This is a genomic window from Pseudoalteromonas luteoviolacea H33-S (genome assembly GCF_001625695.1).
Taxonomy (GTDB): domain Bacteria; phylum Pseudomonadota; class Gammaproteobacteria; order Enterobacterales; family Alteromonadaceae; genus Pseudoalteromonas; species Pseudoalteromonas luteoviolacea_B.
The window spans coordinates 1-18,649 of the sequence record NZ_AUXY01000089.1 but is presented as its reverse complement, the minus strand read 5'-3'; the positions used below and the strand labels follow the sequence as shown (position 1 = coordinate 18,649).

Annotated in this window: 18 protein-coding genes and 1 riboswitch; of the genes, 15 read left to right on the top strand and 3 right to left on the bottom strand. The window is 44.1% G+C overall.

Features of this window, described 5'->3' with window-relative positions; all coding sequences use genetic code 11:
- The first annotated feature begins 173 nt into the window (after positions 1-173).
- From N477_RS17965 to speD, 6 genes are all read left to right on the top strand, one after another.
- Complete coding sequence (locus N477_RS17965) at positions 174-1,385, top strand: aspartate aminotransferase family protein (protein WP_063362856.1); 1,212 nt, start codon at positions 174-176, stop codon at positions 1,383-1,385.
- Between the two features lie 85 nt (positions 1,386-1,470).
- A complete protein-coding gene (gene astA, locus N477_RS17960; protein WP_063362857.1) occupies positions 1,471-2,499 on the top strand; it encodes an arginine N-succinyltransferase in 1,029 nt (342 codons plus the stop codon).
- A 13-nt stretch (positions 2,500-2,512) separates the two neighbouring features.
- Entirely contained in the window at positions 2,513-3,985 is a 1,473-nt protein-coding gene (astD, locus tag N477_RS17955) for a succinylglutamate-semialdehyde dehydrogenase (protein WP_063362858.1), read from the top strand.
- Between the two features lie 195 nt (positions 3,986-4,180).
- A complete protein-coding gene (locus N477_RS17950; RefSeq protein ID WP_187301397.1) occupies positions 4,181-4,519 on the top strand; it encodes a DUF3802 family protein in 339 nt (112 codons plus the stop codon).
- Positions 4,520-4,587: 68 nt separating this feature from the next.
- Positions 4,588-5,001 (top strand): OsmC family protein, encoded by a 414-nt coding sequence (locus N477_RS17945; RefSeq protein ID WP_063362859.1) that lies wholly within the window; start codon positions 4,588-4,590, stop codon positions 4,999-5,001.
- A gap of 86 nt (positions 5,002-5,087) precedes the next feature.
- Positions 5,088-5,897: an adenosylmethionine decarboxylase gene (gene speD, locus N477_RS17940; RefSeq protein WP_039607607.1), complete on the top strand. Its 810-nt coding sequence runs from the start codon at positions 5,088-5,090 to the stop codon at positions 5,895-5,897.
- A gap of 45 nt (positions 5,898-5,942) precedes the next feature.
- Here the strand turns inward: speD and N477_RS17935 are convergent, their stop codons facing one another.
- Positions 5,943-8,057: a TonB-dependent receptor gene (locus N477_RS17935; protein ID WP_063362860.1), complete on the bottom strand. Its 2,115-nt coding sequence runs from the start codon at positions 8,055-8,057 to the stop codon at positions 5,943-5,945.
- A gap of 107 nt (positions 8,058-8,164) precedes the next feature.
- Between N477_RS17935 and N477_RS17930 the strand changes: the two genes are divergently transcribed.
- From N477_RS17930 to N477_RS17895, 8 genes are all read left to right on the top strand, one after another.
- Complete coding sequence (locus N477_RS17930; RefSeq protein ID WP_063362876.1) at positions 8,165-8,554, top strand: acyl-CoA thioesterase; 390 nt, start codon at positions 8,165-8,167, stop codon at positions 8,552-8,554.
- Between the two features lie 97 nt (positions 8,555-8,651).
- A complete protein-coding gene (locus N477_RS17925; RefSeq protein ID WP_063362861.1) occupies positions 8,652-9,059 on the top strand; it encodes an META domain-containing protein in 408 nt (135 codons plus the stop codon).
- 32 nt (positions 9,060-9,091) lie between these two features.
- Positions 9,092-9,193, top strand: a riboswitch (TPP riboswitch).
- A gap of 172 nt (positions 9,194-9,365) precedes the next feature.
- Positions 9,366-11,318, top strand: coding sequence for a phosphomethylpyrimidine synthase ThiC (thiC, locus tag N477_RS17920; protein WP_063362862.1), 1,953 nt, complete (start codon positions 9,366-9,368; stop codon positions 11,316-11,318).
- 50 nt (positions 11,319-11,368) lie between these two features.
- Positions 11,369-12,391 carry an FAD-dependent oxidoreductase gene (locus N477_RS17915; protein WP_063362863.1) on the top strand — a complete coding sequence of 341 codons (1,023 nt, stop codon included), beginning with the start codon at positions 11,369-11,371 and terminating at the stop codon, positions 12,389-12,391.
- Positions 12,388-12,585, top strand: a complete 198-nt coding sequence (thiS, locus tag N477_RS17910; protein ID WP_039607612.1) for a sulfur carrier protein ThiS — start codon at positions 12,388-12,390, stop codon at positions 12,583-12,585. The genes N477_RS17915 and thiS overlap by 4 nt, the downstream gene beginning before the upstream one ends.
- Positions 12,586-13,383 carry a thiazole synthase gene (locus N477_RS17905; protein ID WP_063362864.1) on the top strand — a complete coding sequence of 266 codons (798 nt, stop codon included), beginning with the start codon at positions 12,586-12,588 and terminating at the stop codon, positions 13,381-13,383. It begins immediately after the preceding gene.
- A gap of 17 nt (positions 13,384-13,400) precedes the next feature.
- A complete protein-coding gene (gene thiE / locus N477_RS17900) occupies positions 13,401-14,921 on the top strand; it encodes a thiamine phosphate synthase (RefSeq protein WP_063362865.1) in 1,521 nt (506 codons plus the stop codon).
- The gene (locus N477_RS17895; RefSeq protein WP_063362866.1) at positions 14,918-15,670 is read left to right on the top strand and encodes a HesA/MoeB/ThiF family protein; all 753 of its coding nucleotides are present in this window, start codon (positions 14,918-14,920) and stop codon (positions 15,668-15,670) included. The genes thiE and N477_RS17895 overlap by 4 nt, the downstream gene beginning before the upstream one ends.
- A 62-nt stretch (positions 15,671-15,732) precedes the next feature.
- On the opposite strand, the gene asd is transcribed toward N477_RS17895, so the two are convergent.
- A complete protein-coding gene (gene asd, locus N477_RS17890) occupies positions 15,733-16,599 on the bottom strand; it encodes an archaetidylserine decarboxylase (protein ID WP_063362867.1) in 867 nt (288 codons plus the stop codon).
- A gap of 87 nt (positions 16,600-16,686) precedes the next feature.
- Positions 16,687-17,739 carry a small ribosomal subunit biogenesis GTPase RsgA gene (gene rsgA / locus N477_RS17885; RefSeq protein ID WP_063362877.1) on the bottom strand — a complete coding sequence of 351 codons (1,053 nt, stop codon included), beginning with the start codon at positions 17,737-17,739 and terminating at the stop codon, positions 16,687-16,689.
- Positions 17,740-17,913: 174 nt separating this feature from the next.
- Here rsgA and orn point away from each other — a divergent pair, with 174 nt between their 5' ends.
- Positions 17,914-18,459 carry an oligoribonuclease gene (orn, locus tag N477_RS17880; protein ID WP_023397748.1) on the top strand — a complete coding sequence of 182 codons (546 nt, stop codon included), beginning with the start codon at positions 17,914-17,916 and terminating at the stop codon, positions 18,457-18,459.
- Positions 18,460-18,649: the final 190 nt, after the last annotated feature.

The window sequence follows — 18,649 nt, the reverse complement described above, 5'->3', positions numbered from 1 at the left end:
GGTTACAGGAGTGTTTTATATGAGACATTCCGGTATTTTTTTGGAATAATGTGCGTATGAAATTTGCGCCGATTTGGGTAATTTCGGATCTTTTACAGTATTGCTGAAGGTAATTATTTGTAATTCCGAGCGCCCATGTGTCAGTGCTGAACTCGCTAAAATGAGGATTTAAAATGACTATTAATCGTGAATTATTCGATCAAGTAATGGTACCTAACTATTCACCTTCTGCTGTTATCCCTGTGAAAGGTGAAGGCTCTCGCGTTTGGGACCAAGAAGGTCGTGAATACATCGATTTTGCAGGTGGTATCGCTGTAAACTGTTTGGGTCATTGTCACCCTGCGCTTGTTGCTGCATTAAAAGAGCAAGGCGAAAAAATCTGGCACTTATCAAATGTCATGACCAATGAACCAGCACTTAGATTGGCTAAAAAACTAACTGATGCAACATTTGCAGATAAAGTTTACTTTGCAAACTCTGGTGCAGAAGCGAATGAAGCGGCACTTAAACTTGCTCGTCGCTGGGCACTAGATAAGTTTGGCGCTGAAAAATCACAAATTATCGCATTTAACAAAGGTTTCCACGGCCGTACTTTCTTCACGGTTACTGTAGGTGGTCAAGCTGCATACTCTGATGGTTTTGGTCCAAAGCCAGGGGATGTTGTCCACTGTGACTATAATGACCTAGCTGCATTCGAAGCGCTTATCTCTGACAAGACTTGTGCTGTGATGATGGAACCTTTACAAGGTGAAGGTGGTATCGTTTCCCCTGAGACTGAATTTGCTAAGGGCGTTCGTGAGTTGTGTGACAAGCACAATGCATTGCTTATTTTTGATGAAGTACAAACGGGTGTTGGTCGTACTGGTGAGCTATATGCATACCAAGGTTTAGGTGTGACACCTGACATCTTAACGACAGCAAAAGCGCTTGGTGGCGGTTTCCCTATCGGCGGCATGATCACGACAACTGAAATTGCACAGCACCTTAAAATTGGTACTCATGGTTCAACATACGGTGGTAACCCACTGGCTTGTGCGGTTGCAGAAGCGGCATTCGATACAGTTAATACACCTGAAGTATTAAATGGCGTAAAAGAAAAAGAAGCGCTTTTCCGTGAGTTACTAACTGCAATCAATGACAAGTACAACATATTCTCTGAAATTCGTGGTAAAGGCTTATTGATCGGTGGAGTTGTCACAGAGCAATACGCTGGTAAAGCAAAAGAGTTCTTAACTGAAGGTGTTAAAGAAGGCGTTATGTCACTGGTTGCTGGTGCTAACGTAGTGCGCTTTACCCCATCGCTTGTTATTACTGATGCGGACATCCGCGAAGGTATGGCACGCTTTGAAAAAGCAGTTGCTCGCGTTGTAGAAAATAACGCATAAGTTGTCGCACAAACCAAGCGATAACCAACGTGACGCTCGATAGAGCGTCACCTGTCTAAAGGTTTACTGAGGAGTAAGCGGGCTCATGATGATCCTTCGCCCAATCCAAAAAAGCGATTATCCAGCGCTTTTGAACATTGCCCAAGAGTCGGGGCATGGTTTTACTTCATTACCTCTAAATGAAGAGTTGTTACAAAACAAAATTGAACGTTCTATGACGTCTTTTGCTAAAGAAACTGATGTGCCTTTTGATGAAGGTTACCTGTTTGTGCTTGAAGACTCAGAAACGGGCGAAGTTGTCGGAACCAGTGCAATTGAAGCTGCAGTGGGATTAGATGACGCGTTTTATCACTATCATTTAAGTAAAGTTATCCATTCTTCTCGTACTTTAAATGTTTACAAAGCAGTGGATATTCTGACGCTGTGTAATGACTATACCGGTGCGACAGAATTATGTACTTTATTCTTAAAAGATAAGTACCGTAAGGGCTTCAATGGCAAGCTTTTATCTAAATCTCGTTTTATGTTTATCAATCAACATAAATCTCGCTTTGCAGAAACTGTTATTGCAGAAATGCGTGGTGTATCTGATGAAAATGGCAGCAGCCCATTTTGGAAGTGGTTGGAAGAGCATTTCTTCTCAATGGATTTCCCAACAGCAGATTACTTAACGGGTATTGGCCAGAAAGTATTTATCGCAGAGCTGATGCCAAAATACCCGATTTATGTAAACTTGCTAAGTGAAGATGCACAGGCCGTGGTTGGTGAAGTACATGATAATACACGCCCAGCCATCGAATTGCTGAAAAGCGAAGGTTTCACGTTTAACGGGTATGTTGATATTTTTGATGCAGGTCCAACGGTAGAAGCTAAAGTCGATAATATTCGTACTATTCGTGCAACACAGTTTTTCAAGGTGCGTATTGCTGAAAATGTACCTGTACAGACAAATGGTTCCCCAGTGCTTATTGCTAATGATAAACTAGCAGGCTATCGTGCTACGGCAGTTGAGCTTGATGTACCACAAAGTGGTGAAGAAATCACCATTTCGGTTGAATTGGCAAATGCGCTTCAGGTGACTGAAGGCGACACTGTAAGCATCGCAACTCTTTAATCGGGAAAGAATTATGACAACACATGCAGCACAATTTATCAATGGTAAATGGTCAGCGGGTGAAGGTGCAGAGTTTGCATCTGTAAACCCAGCAAACAATGAACAGATCTGGTCAGCAAACGCAGCAACTGCTGAGCAGGTTGATAGCGCAGTAAAATCAGCACGCGAAGCTTATTACCTGTGGAGCGACTTGAGCGTTGAAGCACGTTTAGACGTGGTTAAACGTTTTGCTGAGGTTTTGAAAGAGCACAGCGAAGAGCTTGCAATCGCAATTGCCAAAGAAACAGGTAAGCCACTTTGGGAAACGCGTACTGAAGCAGGTGCAATGGTTGGTAAGATTGCCATTTCAGAAAAAGCTTATAATGAGCGTACCGGTGTAGTAGAAAATGCAATGCCTGTAGGTCGTGCTGTTATTCGCCATAAAGCACATGGTGTTGTTGCGGTATTTGGCCCTTATAACTTCCCTGGCCACTTGCCTAATGGTCACATTGTACCTGCGCTTATTGCTGGTAACACTGTGGTATTTAAGCCGTCTGAATTAACGCCATATGTTGCTGAGCTGACATTAAAGCTTTGGGAAAAAGCAGGCCTACCAGCTGGTGTTATTAACCTAGTACAAGGCGAAGTGGATACAGGTAAAGCACTTGCATCGCACAAAAACATCGATGGTTTATTCTTTACGGGGTCATCTCGCACAGGTCACTTCCTGCATGAGCAATTTGCCGGTCAACCTGGCAAAATCTTAGCGCTTGAGATGGGTGGTAATAACCCATTAATCGTCAAAGATGTGACAGATACTAAAGCGGTTGTGCACGATATTATCCAGTCTGCATTTATCTCAAGCGGTCAGCGTTGTACCTGTGCGCGTAAATTGTTTTTGCCTCACGGTGAGCAGGGCGATGCAATCCTAGCGCAGCTATTACGTGCAACGAAAGCGATTAAGATTGGTAACTTTGACGATGCTGATCAGCCTTTCATGGGCTCTATGATTTCTGAAGCGGCGGCGGCTGGTATGGTTGCAGCACAGCAGCAACTTATCGACCTTGGCGCAGAGAGCTTACTTGAGCTGACGCACACAGCGGGTACTGGCTTTGTTACACCTGGCATCATCGAATGTACTAAGGTTGCAGACTTCCCTGATGATGAGCACTTCGGTCCGCTACTGAAAGTATTCCGTTACACTGACTTTGACGCGGCTATTGAGCTTGCGAATGATACTAGCTTTGGTTTATCAGCAGGTCTATTAAGTGACAATGAAGCAGATTATGACCATTTCTTACGTCGTATTCGTGCGGGTATTGTTAACTGGAACCGTCCAATCACGGGTGCATCAAGTGCTGCTCCATTTGGTGGTATTGGCGCATCTGGTAACCACAGAGCAAGTGCATATTATGCAGCAGATTACTGCGCATACCCAGTTGCTTCTGTTGAACTTGAAAAAGTTACATTACCAGGAAGCTTGAGTCCAGGCCTATCATTAGATTAAAATTACCTGCATTAGGTAATTCACAACATGGCTAAATGCAATGTTGTGATGCGGAGATTAAGTCTCACGCTTTATTCTTAAAAAGCAGCATTTGCTGCTTTTTTTATTTTTCAGGGTCGCTCAAAAGTAGCAATCAGATCAAGTTTCTGCTTAAATCAATAGGAGATGTCATTGGTAAACTCAGGTGGGCAATATATGGTTTTAGATAAACAAGGATATGATGAGTTAGTCATGTATCTGACACAAAATTTAGCCTTGTTTGAAAAGCCGGGTGTGGTAAAGCCGAATGCACCTAAGGTCGTTGAATTAATTGAAGACGTTATCGCTGAGCATGTGATCCGTTTGTGTGAACAGCACACTGGCTTATCAACCGAGCAGCGCGGCTTGATCGTACGTGAAGTTGATGGCATTGTGTACGACCTACAGGAAGTGTTATCAAGTGTTGTTGATCAACGTGTGACAGAAGAACAACAAGAGTTTATCGAAGAGTTTGCTGGTTTGGTTAAAAATTTATTTGATTCTGCCATTCAGTAAGCTGGAATAGATTTATATTTTTAATAACACCGCCTTATGGCGGTGTTATTGGTTTTAGAAGGTGTACTATGCAAGCAAGTGTAAAATGGGTTGGTGGCGATACATTTTTAGGCCGCTCTCACTCTGGTCATAATGTGGTATTTGATGCAGGTGCTGACAGTGCAGCGCCTAGTCCGATGGAAATGGTATTAATGTCGGCGGGCAGTTGTGCATCTGTGGATGTTGTCAGCATTCTTAAGAAAGCAAAACAATCTGTTGAGAGTGTGGAAGTCGAACTTTCTGCAGAGCGTGCAGAATCTGCGCCTAGAGTATTCACCAAAATCAATCTACACTTTGTAGTTACGGGTGACAATGTGTCTGAAAAGCACCTTGCTCGCGCCGTTAATTTGTCTGCCGAAAAGTACTGCTCAGTTGCCTTAATGCTTGAAAAAGCAGTGGAAATTACGCATACCCACGAGGTTGTACAAAGCGAAGAAAAATAACGCTTTTTAAGCTGTTACTTTTCGTATAAAATCCGCGAACTTTTAGTTCTGCAGCGCAGATTTTCTTGTTTTAAGGTGGGTCTATCGTGAACAAGCCCTTTAATAAAATTAAACTCCACGGCTTTAACAACTTAACAAAGAGTTTAAGCTTTAGTATCTACGATATTTGCTACGCCAAAACTGAGCAACAGCGAAAAGAATATATCGAATATATTGACGAACAGTATAGTGCTGAGCGTTTAACGGATATTCTGAAGGAAGTTGTCGATATTATTGGTGCGAATGTCTTGAACATCGCTCGTCAAGATTATGACCCACAGGGCGCCAGTGTGACTATCTTGGTATCTGAGGAGCCGGTAGAGGGGACGATGCCACATTCTCAGGAAACACCTGGACCTTTACCTGATTCAGTTGTGGCTCATTTGGATAAAAGCCATATTTGTGTTCATACTTATCCTGAAGCGCACCCGCACGATGGGATCTGTACGTTTAGAGCGGACATTGAAGTGTCTACCTGTGGCATTATTTCTCCGCTTAAAGCGCTGAATTTTTTAATTCACTCGCTTGAGTCAGACGTGGTGACAATCGATTACCGAGTACGTGGCTTTACCCGTGATGTGAATGGTGTAAAACACTATATTGATCACCCAATTCACTCAATTCAGAACTTTATGACTGAAGATACAAAAGACGCTTACCAAATGGTCGACGTGAACGTGTATCAAGAGAACTTGTTCCACACTAAGATGATGCTTAAAGAAACCGATTTGAATACCTATCTATTCGGTATTACAACGGATGAGCTCACTGATGAGGAAGAAGAAGAGATCCGTAATAAATTAAATCGTGAAATTCAAGAAGTCTTTTACGGTAGAAATTTACCAGATCCAGAATAAAGCCAAAGATAACAGTAAAAACGGCGCTTTAAGCGCCGTTTTTTATTAAAGTGTATAGTTAAACGTTAAGCCATATACACGAGGCTCTGCATACTGTACGTACGTATCCGTTTCCCAGCCATTTCTCGGATCATTACCAAATTGGAAGCCACGTACAGGTACGTCTCTATCTGCTAAGTTACGACCCCATGCCGTTAAGCTCCAGCTTTCACTGTAGTATGAAACACTGGCATTGATCAGGTTCTGGTTTGGCGCTTGAGCATCATGACTATCAGAGAAGAAGTAGTCATCTTTACCTTCAAATCCTAATTGTGCACTGATGTTATTGGTAACGTCATAGACAAAGCTAAAGGCATATTGATACTTTGGTGACTGTGCTTGTTCGCGGCCATCAAAATCGTCGCCATTCACAGTAATGAAGTCCTCAATCTTGGTATCTAAATAACCAACACTATATTGCAGTGACAGTGCATCAAGCAGTTGGCTGGTCCCCTCGATTTCAAGGCCATAATTTGTGCCTTTGCCAGCATTGCTAATAAATCCGGCAAATTGCACGCCTTCTAATTGCCATTGCTTTAACTGCATGTCTTCTCTATGCATATAAAATGCGCTGAGGTTTAAAGTATGGCGCTTGTCTTCAGATTGTCCTTTAACACCAAACTCAAGATTCCAGAGGTACTCAGGGTCGAATGTGAAGCCTGATTGTGGAATTGTGATGCCATCATCTTTGGCTTTAGCAAGTGCTTCACCGTTCACACCACCTACTTTGTAACCGCGATTTAAGCTGGTATAGATCATCGTTTGTGGCACAACTTGGTACTCAAGCGCAACCTTGCCACCGACCATAGTATCATCTGTGTCTAAGTCGAATGCATTGCTGTCCATGTAATCACTTGAATATGACTCAACGCGAATACCTGTAATTAGTCTGACATCATCTTGTAGCTGTGTGACTTTATGTGCAAATAAGGCATGGTTTTGTGTTTCGAAGTTAGATTTAAACTGTGCTGGGAAGTCACCATGTTTGCCTCTATTACGGTCCAAATCGACATCATGTCTGCGACTCACTATACCAACGACCCAAGACCTATCTTTGCTTTTAATTCTTACTTCGGCCGAGCCTCTCTCATGGTCTCTCGCATACTTGTCAAAGTATTGGCCATAGTAAGCGATATGATCTGGGTGAAGGCCAGCTTCACACAGTGACGGTTGCGCTAAATCTGCACAAACCCAGTCTTCATCATAGCTGTATACGGTATCAGCTTGCAGACCACTAGTAAGTATTTCAATGTCGACAGAAGATAAACCTGTGTAGTCAGCGGTTAAAGAGAATGCATCACTTTGTTGTGTATCCTGGCCGGGCTGGCTTGCAACACTTTGGCGTGTATTGTCTAAAGTAAAGCCATCATAGCCATTCTCAATATCAATGTGGTGATAGGCAAAGTCTAGCTTTAAATCGTCGCTCGCAGCATAGTTGAGTTTAAATCTTGCGATGCTTTCATCTAAATCCTGAGTGTCTTCGTCTAAGTACACATTCTCTACAAAGCCATCAGATTGCTTTTGATAAATACTGGCACGTGCGGCAATCGTGTCAGTCAGACCTGCACCGACCGCAACGCCTGCTTCGTGTGTGCCATAATTTGCAGCGCCTAACTTAAGGTTGAGACTGGGCGCTTGGGCAGGTGAATTTGAGTGAATATCAATGATCCCGCCCATGGCGTCTGCACCAAATTTAGTGCCTTGAGGACCTCGATAAATAGCGACTTGATCCGCATCGAATAGCAACGCACTGCCACCTAGGCCAGAATAGTTAATATTGTCGATTAAAACGCCCACACTGGGTGTGATTGGATCAACAAATTGTGAGCGCAGGCCAACCCCACGGATTTGCACAAAGCGTCCACGAGAAGCGCCAGCAGTAAAGTTGACATTGGCTGCGCTGTTGAGGATTTCATCTAAGTAGCTAGCGCCACGTGTAGTAATTTGCGTTTCACCAAAGACAGAGGCACTTGCACTTAATGTTTGTAGAGATTCTTGCTGAAAGTCTCCACTAACTTCAATGGTTTCAATACTATTTGTTGCTATAGAGTTTGTTTCATTCGCTGAGCTAGAAAATGCCACCATCAGACCCATGGTGAGTAAAGAGAGTTTTAATTTCATTCGTTTATATATGTCCCGTATTAGTTGCGCACTAGTTTAGCAAAAGCCCGACCAGATGACTGAAAAATTGTGTTATAAACTTTTGCAATCTAATTTGAGGACGAATGATGACGTTTAAAGTTGACTTTAAAGTAAGAGATTATGAGTGTGACCTGCAAGGGATCGTGAACAACAGTGTGTATTTTAACTATTTAGAGCATGCGCGACATGAATTTTTAGCGCATAAAAATATCGATTTCGCAGCGTTAGCTGAGCAAAAAGTAAACTTGGTTGTGATCCGCTCTGAGATGAATTACAAAGATTCCCTTCGCCCAGGTGATGCGTTTTATGTCGAAGTTGAAGTGGAGAAAGTCAGTAAACTGAAGTTTGCATTCCATCAAAAAGTACTAAGAAGCCGAGATGATAAACTGATGTTGGATGCTATCGTAACAGGTACATCTGTCAATGAGCGGGGTCGTCCGTTCCTACCTCAGGAAATAGAGCAACTATTTTCGTAATTTTTAACAGGATAGGCAATTTATTACATATTTTTACTGCCTATTCTGTGCTGCCAAGCGTTATAATTAGCACTGATTATCAAACGATTGGTTTACCATGAAATATTCCTTTTTATTATGCTTGTTGAGTGTGGTTTTGATGGGATGCTCAAGTACAGGGACGGTAAACGCAGATACACTCAAATATTCAAGCTGGCAGTTTATATCTGATGATATGAACGTCAAAAATAACCCCATCCGTATCGAATTTTTAGATGCTTTTCGTGTTAATGGTTTTGCTGGTTGCAATCGCTTTTTTGGCCAAGCTGAAATCAAAGACGGACAATTATTTGTATCTAATATTGGTATGACCAGAAAGCTATGTGATGCAGCGACCAACGAGCGAGAGGATGCATTTTTAAACATGCTCCAAATTGGGGCGCCTATGCAATATACACAAAGTGAGTTGATTTTAAGTTCTGACCTTGAATGGCACTTTAAATTGGTTGAAGGTCGCTTTGACTAATGGGGTGACATTCAGTAGACTTTGTCTCAATTCGTTACTTGTCGGAGTGCCCTTTTGGGCTGAGATCGCTGTATTGCGGGATCCGTGGACCTGATCAGGTTAATGCCTGCGTAGGGAACAAGCTGCCTTGATGGTTGTACCAATGTGTATGGATGTTAAGGCTGCCAAGTTTGTTAGTGTCGTGCTAATAAATTTTTCCACCAACATCACTGTCTAGCTATGCTTTTTATATGGTACAGATAAGTGAACCCTATCTCTTCCTTTCGGAATTCTGACAAGACACCTTAACTAACAATGAGGCATGTCATGTCAAATAACAGTAGCAAGTTGTCACGTCGCGAGTCACGCGAAGCGGCTTCGGAATTTATCTATAACCTTAAAGGTCAACCCTTCCCTAATTCAAAGAAAATCTATGTAGATGGGGAGCAAGATGGTGTTCGTGTTGGAATGAGAGAGATCTCATTGAATGACTCTTTTGTTGGGGGCACAGAAGAAGAACCTATCTATGAAAAAAATGAGCCAGTTCGAGTGTATGATACATCTGGTCCCTATACAGATCCTGAGTTTACGTTAAACGTGCGTGAAGGTTTGCCAAAGTATAGGGAGAATTGGATCGTTAACCGTGACGATACGGAGCTGCTAGACTCAGTAACCTCGAAGTTTTCTCAGCAACGTATGGCGGATGAAGGTTTAGATCATATCCGTTTTGAAAACCTACCTAAGATACGCCGTGCAAAGCCGGGCAAAAACGTGACGCAAATGCACTATGCACGTCAGGGGATTATCACACCTGAAATGGAATTTGTTGCGATCCGTGAAAACATGGGCCGTGCAAAAATTCGTGAAGAGCTGTTGGCAGAGCAGCATGAAGGTCAGTCTTTTGGAGCAGAGATCCCAGATTTTATTACACCTGAATTTGTTCGTTCAGAAGTGGCACGTGGTCGAGCGATTATTCCAAACAATATCAACCACCCTGAATCTGAGCCTATGATTGTGGGTCGTAACTTTTTGGTTAAGGTGAATGCCAATATTGGTAATTCATCGGTCACCTCATCAATTGAAGAGGAAGTAGAAAAGCTAGTTTGGTCAACGCGCTGGGGCGCTGACACCGTGATGGATCTTTCTACAGGTCGTTATATCCATGAAACCCGTGAGTGGGTAGTACGTAACTCGCCAGTCCCAATTGGTACCGTGCCTATTTACCAAGCGCTTGAAAAGGTAAATGGGGTCGCAGAAGATCTGACATGGGAAATTTTCCGCGATACCTTAATTGAGCAAGCTGAGCAGGGTGTGGATTACTTCACCATTCACGCAGGCGTGCTTCTACGCTATGTGCCTATGACGGCAAAGCGTGTAACCGGTATTGTATCGCGTGGTGGTTCAATTATGGCGAAGTGGTGTCTGGCACACCATAAAGAAAACTTCCTCTATACGCACTTCGAAGACATCTGTGAAATCATGAAGCAATATGATGTCTGTTTCTCATTAGGTGATGGTCTGCGTCCAGGTTCTATTGCAGATGCCAATGATGACGCACAGTTATCTGAGTTACGCACATTGGGTGAGCTGACAAAAATCGCGTGGGAGCATGACGTACAGGTCTTTATTGAAGGCCCAGGTCACGTACCAATGCACATGATCAAAGAGAATATGGATGAGCAATTAAAGCACTGTCATGAAGCGCCTTTCTATACACTTGGCCCACTGACAACGGATATTGCCCCAGGTTATGATCATTTCACTTCTGGTATCGGTGCTGCGCAGATCGCTTGGTACGGTACAGCGATGCTGTGTTACGTAACACCAAAAGAGCATTTGGGCTTACCGAACAAAGAGGATGTGAAAGAAGGCTTAATTACTTATAAGATTGCTGCACATGCTGCTGATTTGGCAAAAGGTCACCGTGGTGCACAGATCCGTGATAACGCGTTATCTAAAGCGCGTTTTGAATTCCGCTGGCACGATCAATTCAACTTGAGCCTTGATCCTGAAAGAGCTTTGTCTTACCACGATGAAACACTGCCACAAGAGTCTGGTAAGGTGGCACATTTCTGTTCAATGTGTGGACCTAAGTTCTGTTCGATGAAAATTACCCAAGACGTTCGTGACTATGCAAAAGAGCTAGAAGCACGTGGTATTGACCCGAATAACGTGGGTGATGCGATTGAAATTAAAATGGTTGATGTTGAAGCTGAAATGAAAGCGAAATCAGAAGAGTTTAAGAGCACTGGTTCTGAGATTTATCACAAAGCTATTTAACTTTATAGCGCTGCAGTCTAGTGCTGTAGCGCATAACAACTGGAATTCTCATGACAGAGTACGGAGCAAAACCATCCGTTGCTATCGTCGGGTTTGGCTTAGTTGGCAGGGTCGCGGCATTGGAGCTGATGGATCGTTATCAGCTCACCATTTTTGAAAAAGATCCGCAAGATGCGCAAACGGGTGCCGGCACTTTGGCCGCCGCTATGTTAGCGCCTTTGGCCGAATCAGTGATTTGTGACCGAATACTCGCTGAGCAAGGCTTGAAAAGCATTGCTTTGTGGCCAAGTTTACTTAAAAAGCTAGACACACCGGTATTTTTTCAGCAGCAAGGTAGTTTAATCGTCGCGCACCAACAAGATAGAGGCGATCTACAGAGCTTCGAACAGCGTTTAAAACCTTTGGGTGAACATCAATCAACACGGGTGAGTCAACGTGATATTGCTACGTTAGAACCTGAACTTGGTGGCAAATTTAACCAAGGGCTGTTTTTACCCTGTGAAGGGCAATTAGATAATTCCGCTTTTTTTACAAGCAGCTATGAGACGCTGTGCTGTCGTGGCGTCGATTTTCAATTTACTCAAGCTGCCACCATCGAAGCAGATAAAGTTAATGGTCAAGCATTCGATTGGATCATTGATTGCCGAGGGGTGGGGGCTAAGCAAGATAAGCCAGGGCTTCGCGGTGTGCGTGGTGAGGTGGCGCGTATATTTGCACCAGAGGTCAATTTACAGCGTCCAGTGCGCTTAATGCATCCGCGTTACCCTATCTACATTGCACCTAAACCAAATCATCAATATGTGATCGGTGCAACTGAGATTGAATCTCAAGATGCCAATGACATTACCGTGCGCTCTACATTGGAGTTGTTATCAGCGGCCTATACGGTACACAGTGGTTTTGCTGAGGGGAGAGTCATGTCCTTAAATGCGGGCTTACGGCCTGCGTTCGTCGATAATCACCCGCATATCGAAGTTCAGAATAATGTCATCTCAATTAATGGTTTATATCGACATGGGTATTTACTTGCGCCAGTTGTTGTACAACAAGCACTTTCAAAGGGGCTACTATGAATCTAACTTATAATGGCGAGGCTATCCGTATTGAAAGCGCACAGTCTTTGCAGCAAATCATCGTCAGCAAAGGGGCAAAGCCGCCCTTTGCGGTGGCGCTCAATGGGCAGTTTGTACCCTCAGCGAAGCTTTCTGATACCATGCCTAATCAAGGTGACAGCATTGAAGTGCTCTCACCTATCCAAGGGGGTTAGATGATTAACTCTCATTCTGAACAGCTTAATATTTATGGTGAGTATTTTAATAGTCGATTATTGATTGGCTCTGCGCTTTACCCTTCGCCGCAAATTATGCAGCAAGCGATACAAAGCTCGGGGGCAGAAATCGTGACTGTATCATTGCGCAGACAAAACTCGGTTTCAGCAGGTGAAGACTTTTGGCAGCTGATAAAAGAGACTGGGCTTAAAGTGCTACCCAATACCGCAGGTTGCCACAGTGTGCAAGAAGTCGTGACTCTGGCGCAGATGTGCCGAGAAGTCTTTGATACCGATTGGATAAAGCTGGAGCTGATTGGTGATGAATATAATTTACAGCCGGACCCTTTTGGTTTGTTAGAAGCGACGGATATCTTGTTGAAAGAGGGCTTTAAAGTATTACCCTATTGCACTGATGATTTAGTGTTATGTCAGCGATTAGCGGATCTTGGCTGTGAAGTGCTTATGCCATGGGGCGCGCCGATAGGGACAGGTAAAGGGCTCATTAATACCTATAACTTAAAGACCATTCGTGAACGCTTACCTGAGCAAACCTTGATTGTGGACGCTGGCCTTGGGCTGCCTTCACATGCTTGCCAAGCACTCGAATTAGGTTACGATGCCGTGCTATTAAACAGTGCTGTTGCAGGTGCCGGCGATCCGGTCAAGATGGCGGCGGCATTTTCTCATGCTGTGGAAGCGGGTCGTATGGGCTATATTGCACAAGCAATGCCTGAAAAAGAGGTCGCAGCGCCTTCAACGCCTACTATGGGCATGCCTTTTTGGCATCAAAATTAAGAAAATTAGGAGTCCAAGTGTCAAAAGTTGTATGGAGTATTGCTGGTTCTGATTCCGGTGGTGGTGCAGGTGTGCAAGCAGATTTAAAAGCGATGCACAGCTTTGGCGTACATGGCTGTACAGCTATTACGGCATTGACCGCACAAAATAGCCTAGGTGTAGAGTCTTTAAATGCGGTATCAACAGAAGTCATAGAAGCGCAGCTATTGGCGCTTGAGTCGGATATGCCGGCTGCGGTGATAAAAATAGGAATGTTGGCCAATGTACAGCAAATTCAATTGATTGCTGAGCATTTGACACGTTACAAGGCGCGTTGGGAAACGCCGCCTGTGATTGTGTACGACCCCGTGGCGATTGCGACCAGTGGTGACTCGCTCACAGAAGAAGATACTGTAGATGCTTTAAAAACTCACTTACTACCTTTAGTGGATGTGATCACGCCAAATACCCATGAAACGCAGTTATTGACGGGCGTCTATTTAATTGGACCTGATGCGGTACGAGAGGCGGCACAAAAGCTGCTGTCCTTTGGGGTGAAGTCTGTGGTGATTAAGGGCGGCCATTGGGATTACCCGAAAGGATATTGCATTGATTACTGTTGGTATCAAAAGGAAGAATATTGGCTGGGTAATGAGTCTGTCAATACACCGCATACACATGGTACGGGATGTAGTTTGTCATCGGTTATTGCGGCTTGTTTGGCAAAAGGTTATCCGCTCAAAGATGCCTTTATTTTGGGTAAAGCCTATATCAATGCAGGGCTGAAAGCGGCTAAACGCTATGGTGAGGGGATTGGGCCTGTTGCACATACTCATTTCCCAGAGTCTATTGCGGATTACCCTCAAGTGATTGAGCCTGGCAGCTGGTTGGGTGATGAGCTTGAATTTTTAGTACCTGATGAATACAACTACGCCGCTGGGTTTGCACCCATTGACGGCGAGCTAGGCCTATATGCGGTAGTGGATTCTGTTGATTGGATTGAGTTGTGCTTAAAGAATGGCGTTAAAACAGTTCAGCTACGAATAAAAGATGCTGACTCTCCAACCCTTGAGCAGGATATTGCCAAAGCAATTGAGCTTGGCAGCACTTATGGCGGTCGTGTGTTTATCAATGATCACTGGGAACTGGCGATAAAACATGGTGCATACGGTGTGCATTTAGGCCAAGAAGACTTAAATGTCGCGAATTTAAATGCCATCAAACAAGCTGGTTTAAGGTTAGGGCTTTCGACGCATGGTTTTTACGAAATGCTACGCGCACACAACTATCGCCCAAGCTATTTGGCCTTTGGCGCAATTTATCCTACAACCACAAAAGATATGACAGGGCAGATCCAAGGCTTGGAAAAACTGCGTCACTTTGTGCCATTGATGGACTCTGTGTATCCGACAGTTGCCATTGGCGGTATTGATTTGGCTCGCTCCAGTGAAGTTGCCGCGACGGGCGTTGGTAGTGTCGCTGTGGTTCGCGCGATTACCGAGGCACAGTCACCTGAGCAAGCGATTATCGACCTTAAGCAGGCCATAGGCGAGCAATGAGCGAAGAATTAAGCGATAGAGAGCGGCTGAGATACAGTCGCCATATCTTGTTAGACAAAGTGTCAGAAACGGGTCAAAAACAGCTCAAAGCGGCGCATGTAGCAGTCATTGGCTGCGGAGGACTCGGTAGCCCGGTGTTATTTTATTTAGCGGCCAGCGGCGTTGGCACCTTGTCATTCTATGATGATGACAAGGTTGAGCTATCGAATCTTCAGCGTCAGATACTATATAAGGTTAATCACTTGGGGCAGGATAAAAGTCTTGCTGCTAAAAAAGTGTTGGCCAGTTTGAACAATGATATTCAACTTAACCCGCATAATCTTCGCCTCTCTAAAGACAACATTGAAGCGCAATTAAAAGGTGTTGATTTGGTGGTGGATTGTAGTGATAACTTCACCACTCGCTATTTACTTAATCAATATTGCTTTGATAATGGTAAAGTTTTGATCTCGGGCGCAGCGCAGGCGACCAGTGGTCAGTTTGGCTTTTTTGATTACCGCGAGTACAGTGCCTGTTATGCATGTTTGTTTCCTGAGTCGGAGCAAAGCAGTGAAGGGCTTAACTGTCAAAATGCTGGAGTTATGAGTCCGTTACTGGGTATGGTTGGCTCAATGCAAGCACAAGCCGTGTGTAATGCGATATTGGGTTTGCAACAAGGGGAGAGTTTTTTTGTCAGCATTGACGCACTAACGCTGATGCAAAGACGGTTTGCGTTAGCGAAAGACCCAGCATGTAAGGTATGTAATTAAACTCATTTGTGCAAAGTGCAAGTGAAGATAATAAAAAGGCCCAGAGCGGGCCTTTTTAGTTGTTATTGATTGATGGTCGCAAATGGCGTGCCCATTCTTGTTACTGTTTCTGGCTGTTGATCCGCTAGGAATTCAGCAGTGTCTGCACCCCACGATAGAATCACAGTTGAGCCCAGCTTAAAGCGGCCCATTTCATCGCCTTTTTTCAATTTAATGGCTTGCGGCCCTGTCGTTGGGTAATCCCAACTAAATACATCTTTGCCAGCTGGTGGTGTGACAGTGCCTGCCCATACAGTTTCAATGCTTGCTACGATGGTTGCACCCACTAACACCATCGACAATGGACCAATGTCGGTATCAAAAATGGCGACTACTCGCTCGTTGCGTGCAAATAAGTTGGGTACATTTTGTGCCGTTAGAGGATTAACTGAAAATAGGTCACCGGGTACATAGATCATCTTTTTTAATACGCCATCTACTGGCATATGAATGCGGTGATAATCTTTTGGTGCCAAATAAATCGTAGCGAACTTACCACCTAGGAAAGGTGCAACATCTTGCTCGTTACCACCTAATAGCGTTTGCAAGCTGTAATCATGGCCTTTTGCTTGGATGATCTGACCATCGACTACATCGCCAAGTTGACTGATTGCACCGTCAACAGGGTGGGCAATGATATGCTCTTCAGTGGTTAACGGACGAATACCTGGCTTCAGCGGGCGAGTAAAAAATTCATTAAACGTCTTATAATGCGCAGGATCTTCGTGCAATGCCTCGGTCATATCAATTTTATATTGCTTAATGAATAGCTTGATTAACTGAGTTGTCAGTGCGCCAGCTTGGGCTGCAGCGAGTTTACCCACTAAACGTGATACTGCATGTTTAGGAAGCGCATATTGCAGAGCAATTTTAATTTTATCCAAATTCACATTATTTTCCTGAAGTCTCAGCCAAGTGCACCGTCGCTGCCATTGGCGTTATTTATATAAATTATCTAAAACCGGTAACGGATAGTATCAAACTCTTGGTGCGCGCGCACCTGCACGGCCATCGGCCATTGACTCTAAAATACGGTGATAGCTATCAAAACGTAGTTCACTGATTTTGCCCTGTTCAACAGCTTCGGTGATCAAACAGCCTGGGTCGTTATGGTGTTTACAGTCTCTAAATCGACAACCACCGATGAATTCTCTGAACTCTTTAAAGCACCAAGTCACGCGCTCTACTTCCAAGTGCCACAGGCCAAACTCACGGATCCCTGGGCTATCTATGAGGTTACCCCCGCTTGGTAAGTGATGAAGTTTAGATACCGTGGTTGTGTGCTGCCCTAAACCACTGTTTTCTGATACTTCTTGAGTCAGGATATCTGCATCAGGCAAAACCGTGTTAACCAGCGTAGATTTGCCGACACCGGATTGACCAACAAATATGTTGTTTTTGTCCTTTAATAACTCTTTGAGTTCGTCGATGCCTTCCCCTGATTTATTGCTGACCAGCAAGACGCGGTAACCCAATTCACGATAGATATCGAGTACCTCATCGACATATCCCAGACCTTCAGGGTCAAGTAGGTCAATTTTATTGAGCAGTAAAATAGGCTCGATACCCATATCTTCACAGGCCACCAAATATCTGTCTATGATCTGTGGCGTGAATTCGGGCACTACCGCGGAGACCATTAGAATTTGGTCGATATTGGCGGCCACGACTTTGACACCGTCATAAAAATCTGGACGCGTGAGCTGTGTGCGCCTTTCTTCAACGGCTTCAATTACGCCAGCTAAATCGCCCTCACTGACTTTCGCGCGTCGGAAAATGACGTTGTCACCGCAGACTAAACTATTCACGGTACGGCGGATATTACAGCGCAGCACTTGGCCATCTTCGACCTCAATATCTGCATGCTGACCAAAACGGCTTACAACGATAGCCGGCTCGGTGGGGCCGAGGTTGTCTGATTGCCACTGTAATTCAGCGGTTTCATTATGTTTGGCTTTAGCCAAACGCTTCTGTTGGTTGGCCTTAATCCGTCTGGATTGGCCATGACTGAGTTTTTTTCGTTTTGCCATATCTGTAAACTCACGAGACGAATTATTGCGAATGATTGGTGTATAAGCCATTCATAGGCTATAACTCAATAAAAATGCCCCGCTTTGTAAAAAAAAGCTTTTGGTCGAGTGATGAAGCTAATATGATATATCTAATTGCATTGGATCTAAAGGAAAGTACCGTTAAGGTAGTGTATGTCTTTTCATGAATCAAATTTGGTCTGGCTCGACCTAGAGATGACAGGGCTAGAACCTAAAACAGATAAAATTCTCGAAATTGCAACTGTGATAACAGATTGCGATTTAAATGTGCTTGCTGAAGGTCCAGTGATTGCGATTCATCAAAGTGATGAATTACTTGATAATATGGATGAGTGGTGTACGAACCAACATGGCCGCTCGGGGCTTACTGCGCGCTGTAAAGCGAGTACGTTTAGCGAAGCTGACGCGATAGCACAAACACTCGACTTCTTGAAGCAGTGGGTGCCACCGGGTAAATCGCCTATGTGTGGTAATTCTATCGGGCAGGACCGTCGTTTTCTTCACAAGTATATGCCAGAACTTGAGGCATACTTCCATTATCGCAACCTTGACGTGAGCACGATTAAAGAGCTTGCAAGGCGTTGGCGACCTGAACTTTTAAATGATATCAAGAAGAAAAGCTCGCATTTAGCATTGGACGATATCAAAGACTCCATTATGGAGTTGAAGGTTTATCAAGAAAAATTCTTCAATTTATAAAAAAAGCTTGCAAAGCATTTTGTATCTTGTAGAATCCTGCCCCGCTTGAAACGACAAGCTCTTAAGGCTAAGAGCAAGTTTTTTTGAGCGGGTTTTGTTAAGACAAAACTATGAAGCAGCATTAGCTCAGCTGCTAAAACGTTAGACGCGACCCGTCGCGCTCCAGCGAACAATTTAGAGCAAACTATGA

What these genes read in the sequence shown, in the direction of transcription:
- orn (WP_023397748.1), top strand. Translation starts at nt 17,914, where the DNA reads ATGTCTTTTCATGAATCAAATTTGGTCTGGCTCGACCTAGAGATGACA.
- N477_RS17935 (WP_063362860.1), bottom strand. Translation starts at nt 8,057, where the DNA reads ATGAAATTAAAACTCTCTTTACTCACCATGGGTCTGATGGTGGCATTT.
- thiC (WP_063362862.1), top strand. Translation starts at nt 9,366, where the DNA reads ATGTCAAATAACAGTAGCAAGTTGTCACGTCGCGAGTCACGCGAAGCG.
- N477_RS17925 (WP_063362861.1), top strand. Translation starts at nt 8,652, where the DNA reads ATGAAATATTCCTTTTTATTATGCTTGTTGAGTGTGGTTTTGATGGGA.
- N477_RS17905 (WP_063362864.1), top strand. Translation starts at nt 12,586, where the DNA reads ATGATTAACTCTCATTCTGAACAGCTTAATATTTATGGTGAGTATTTT.
- astA (WP_063362857.1), top strand. Translation starts at nt 1,471, where the DNA reads ATGATGATCCTTCGCCCAATCCAAAAAAGCGATTATCCAGCGCTTTTG.
- N477_RS17915 (WP_063362863.1), top strand. Translation starts at nt 11,369, where the DNA reads ATGACAGAGTACGGAGCAAAACCATCCGTTGCTATCGTCGGGTTTGGC.
- thiS (WP_039607612.1), top strand. Translation starts at nt 12,388, where the DNA reads ATGAATCTAACTTATAATGGCGAGGCTATCCGTATTGAAAGCGCACAG.
- N477_RS17965 (WP_063362856.1), top strand. Translation starts at nt 174, where the DNA reads ATGACTATTAATCGTGAATTATTCGATCAAGTAATGGTACCTAACTAT.
- N477_RS17930 (WP_063362876.1), top strand. Translation starts at nt 8,165, where the DNA reads ATGACGTTTAAAGTTGACTTTAAAGTAAGAGATTATGAGTGTGACCTG.
- N477_RS17945 (WP_063362859.1), top strand. Translation starts at nt 4,588, where the DNA reads ATGCAAGCAAGTGTAAAATGGGTTGGTGGCGATACATTTTTAGGCCGC.
- rsgA (WP_063362877.1), bottom strand. Translation starts at nt 17,739, where the DNA reads ATGGCAAAACGAAAAAAACTCAGTCATGGCCAATCCAGACGGATTAAG.
- astD (WP_063362858.1), top strand. Translation starts at nt 2,513, where the DNA reads ATGACAACACATGCAGCACAATTTATCAATGGTAAATGGTCAGCGGGT.
- N477_RS17895 (WP_063362866.1), top strand. Translation starts at nt 14,918, where the DNA reads ATGAGCGAAGAATTAAGCGATAGAGAGCGGCTGAGATACAGTCGCCAT.
- N477_RS17950 (WP_187301397.1), top strand. Translation starts at nt 4,181, where the DNA reads ATGGTTTTAGATAAACAAGGATATGATGAGTTAGTCATGTATCTGACA.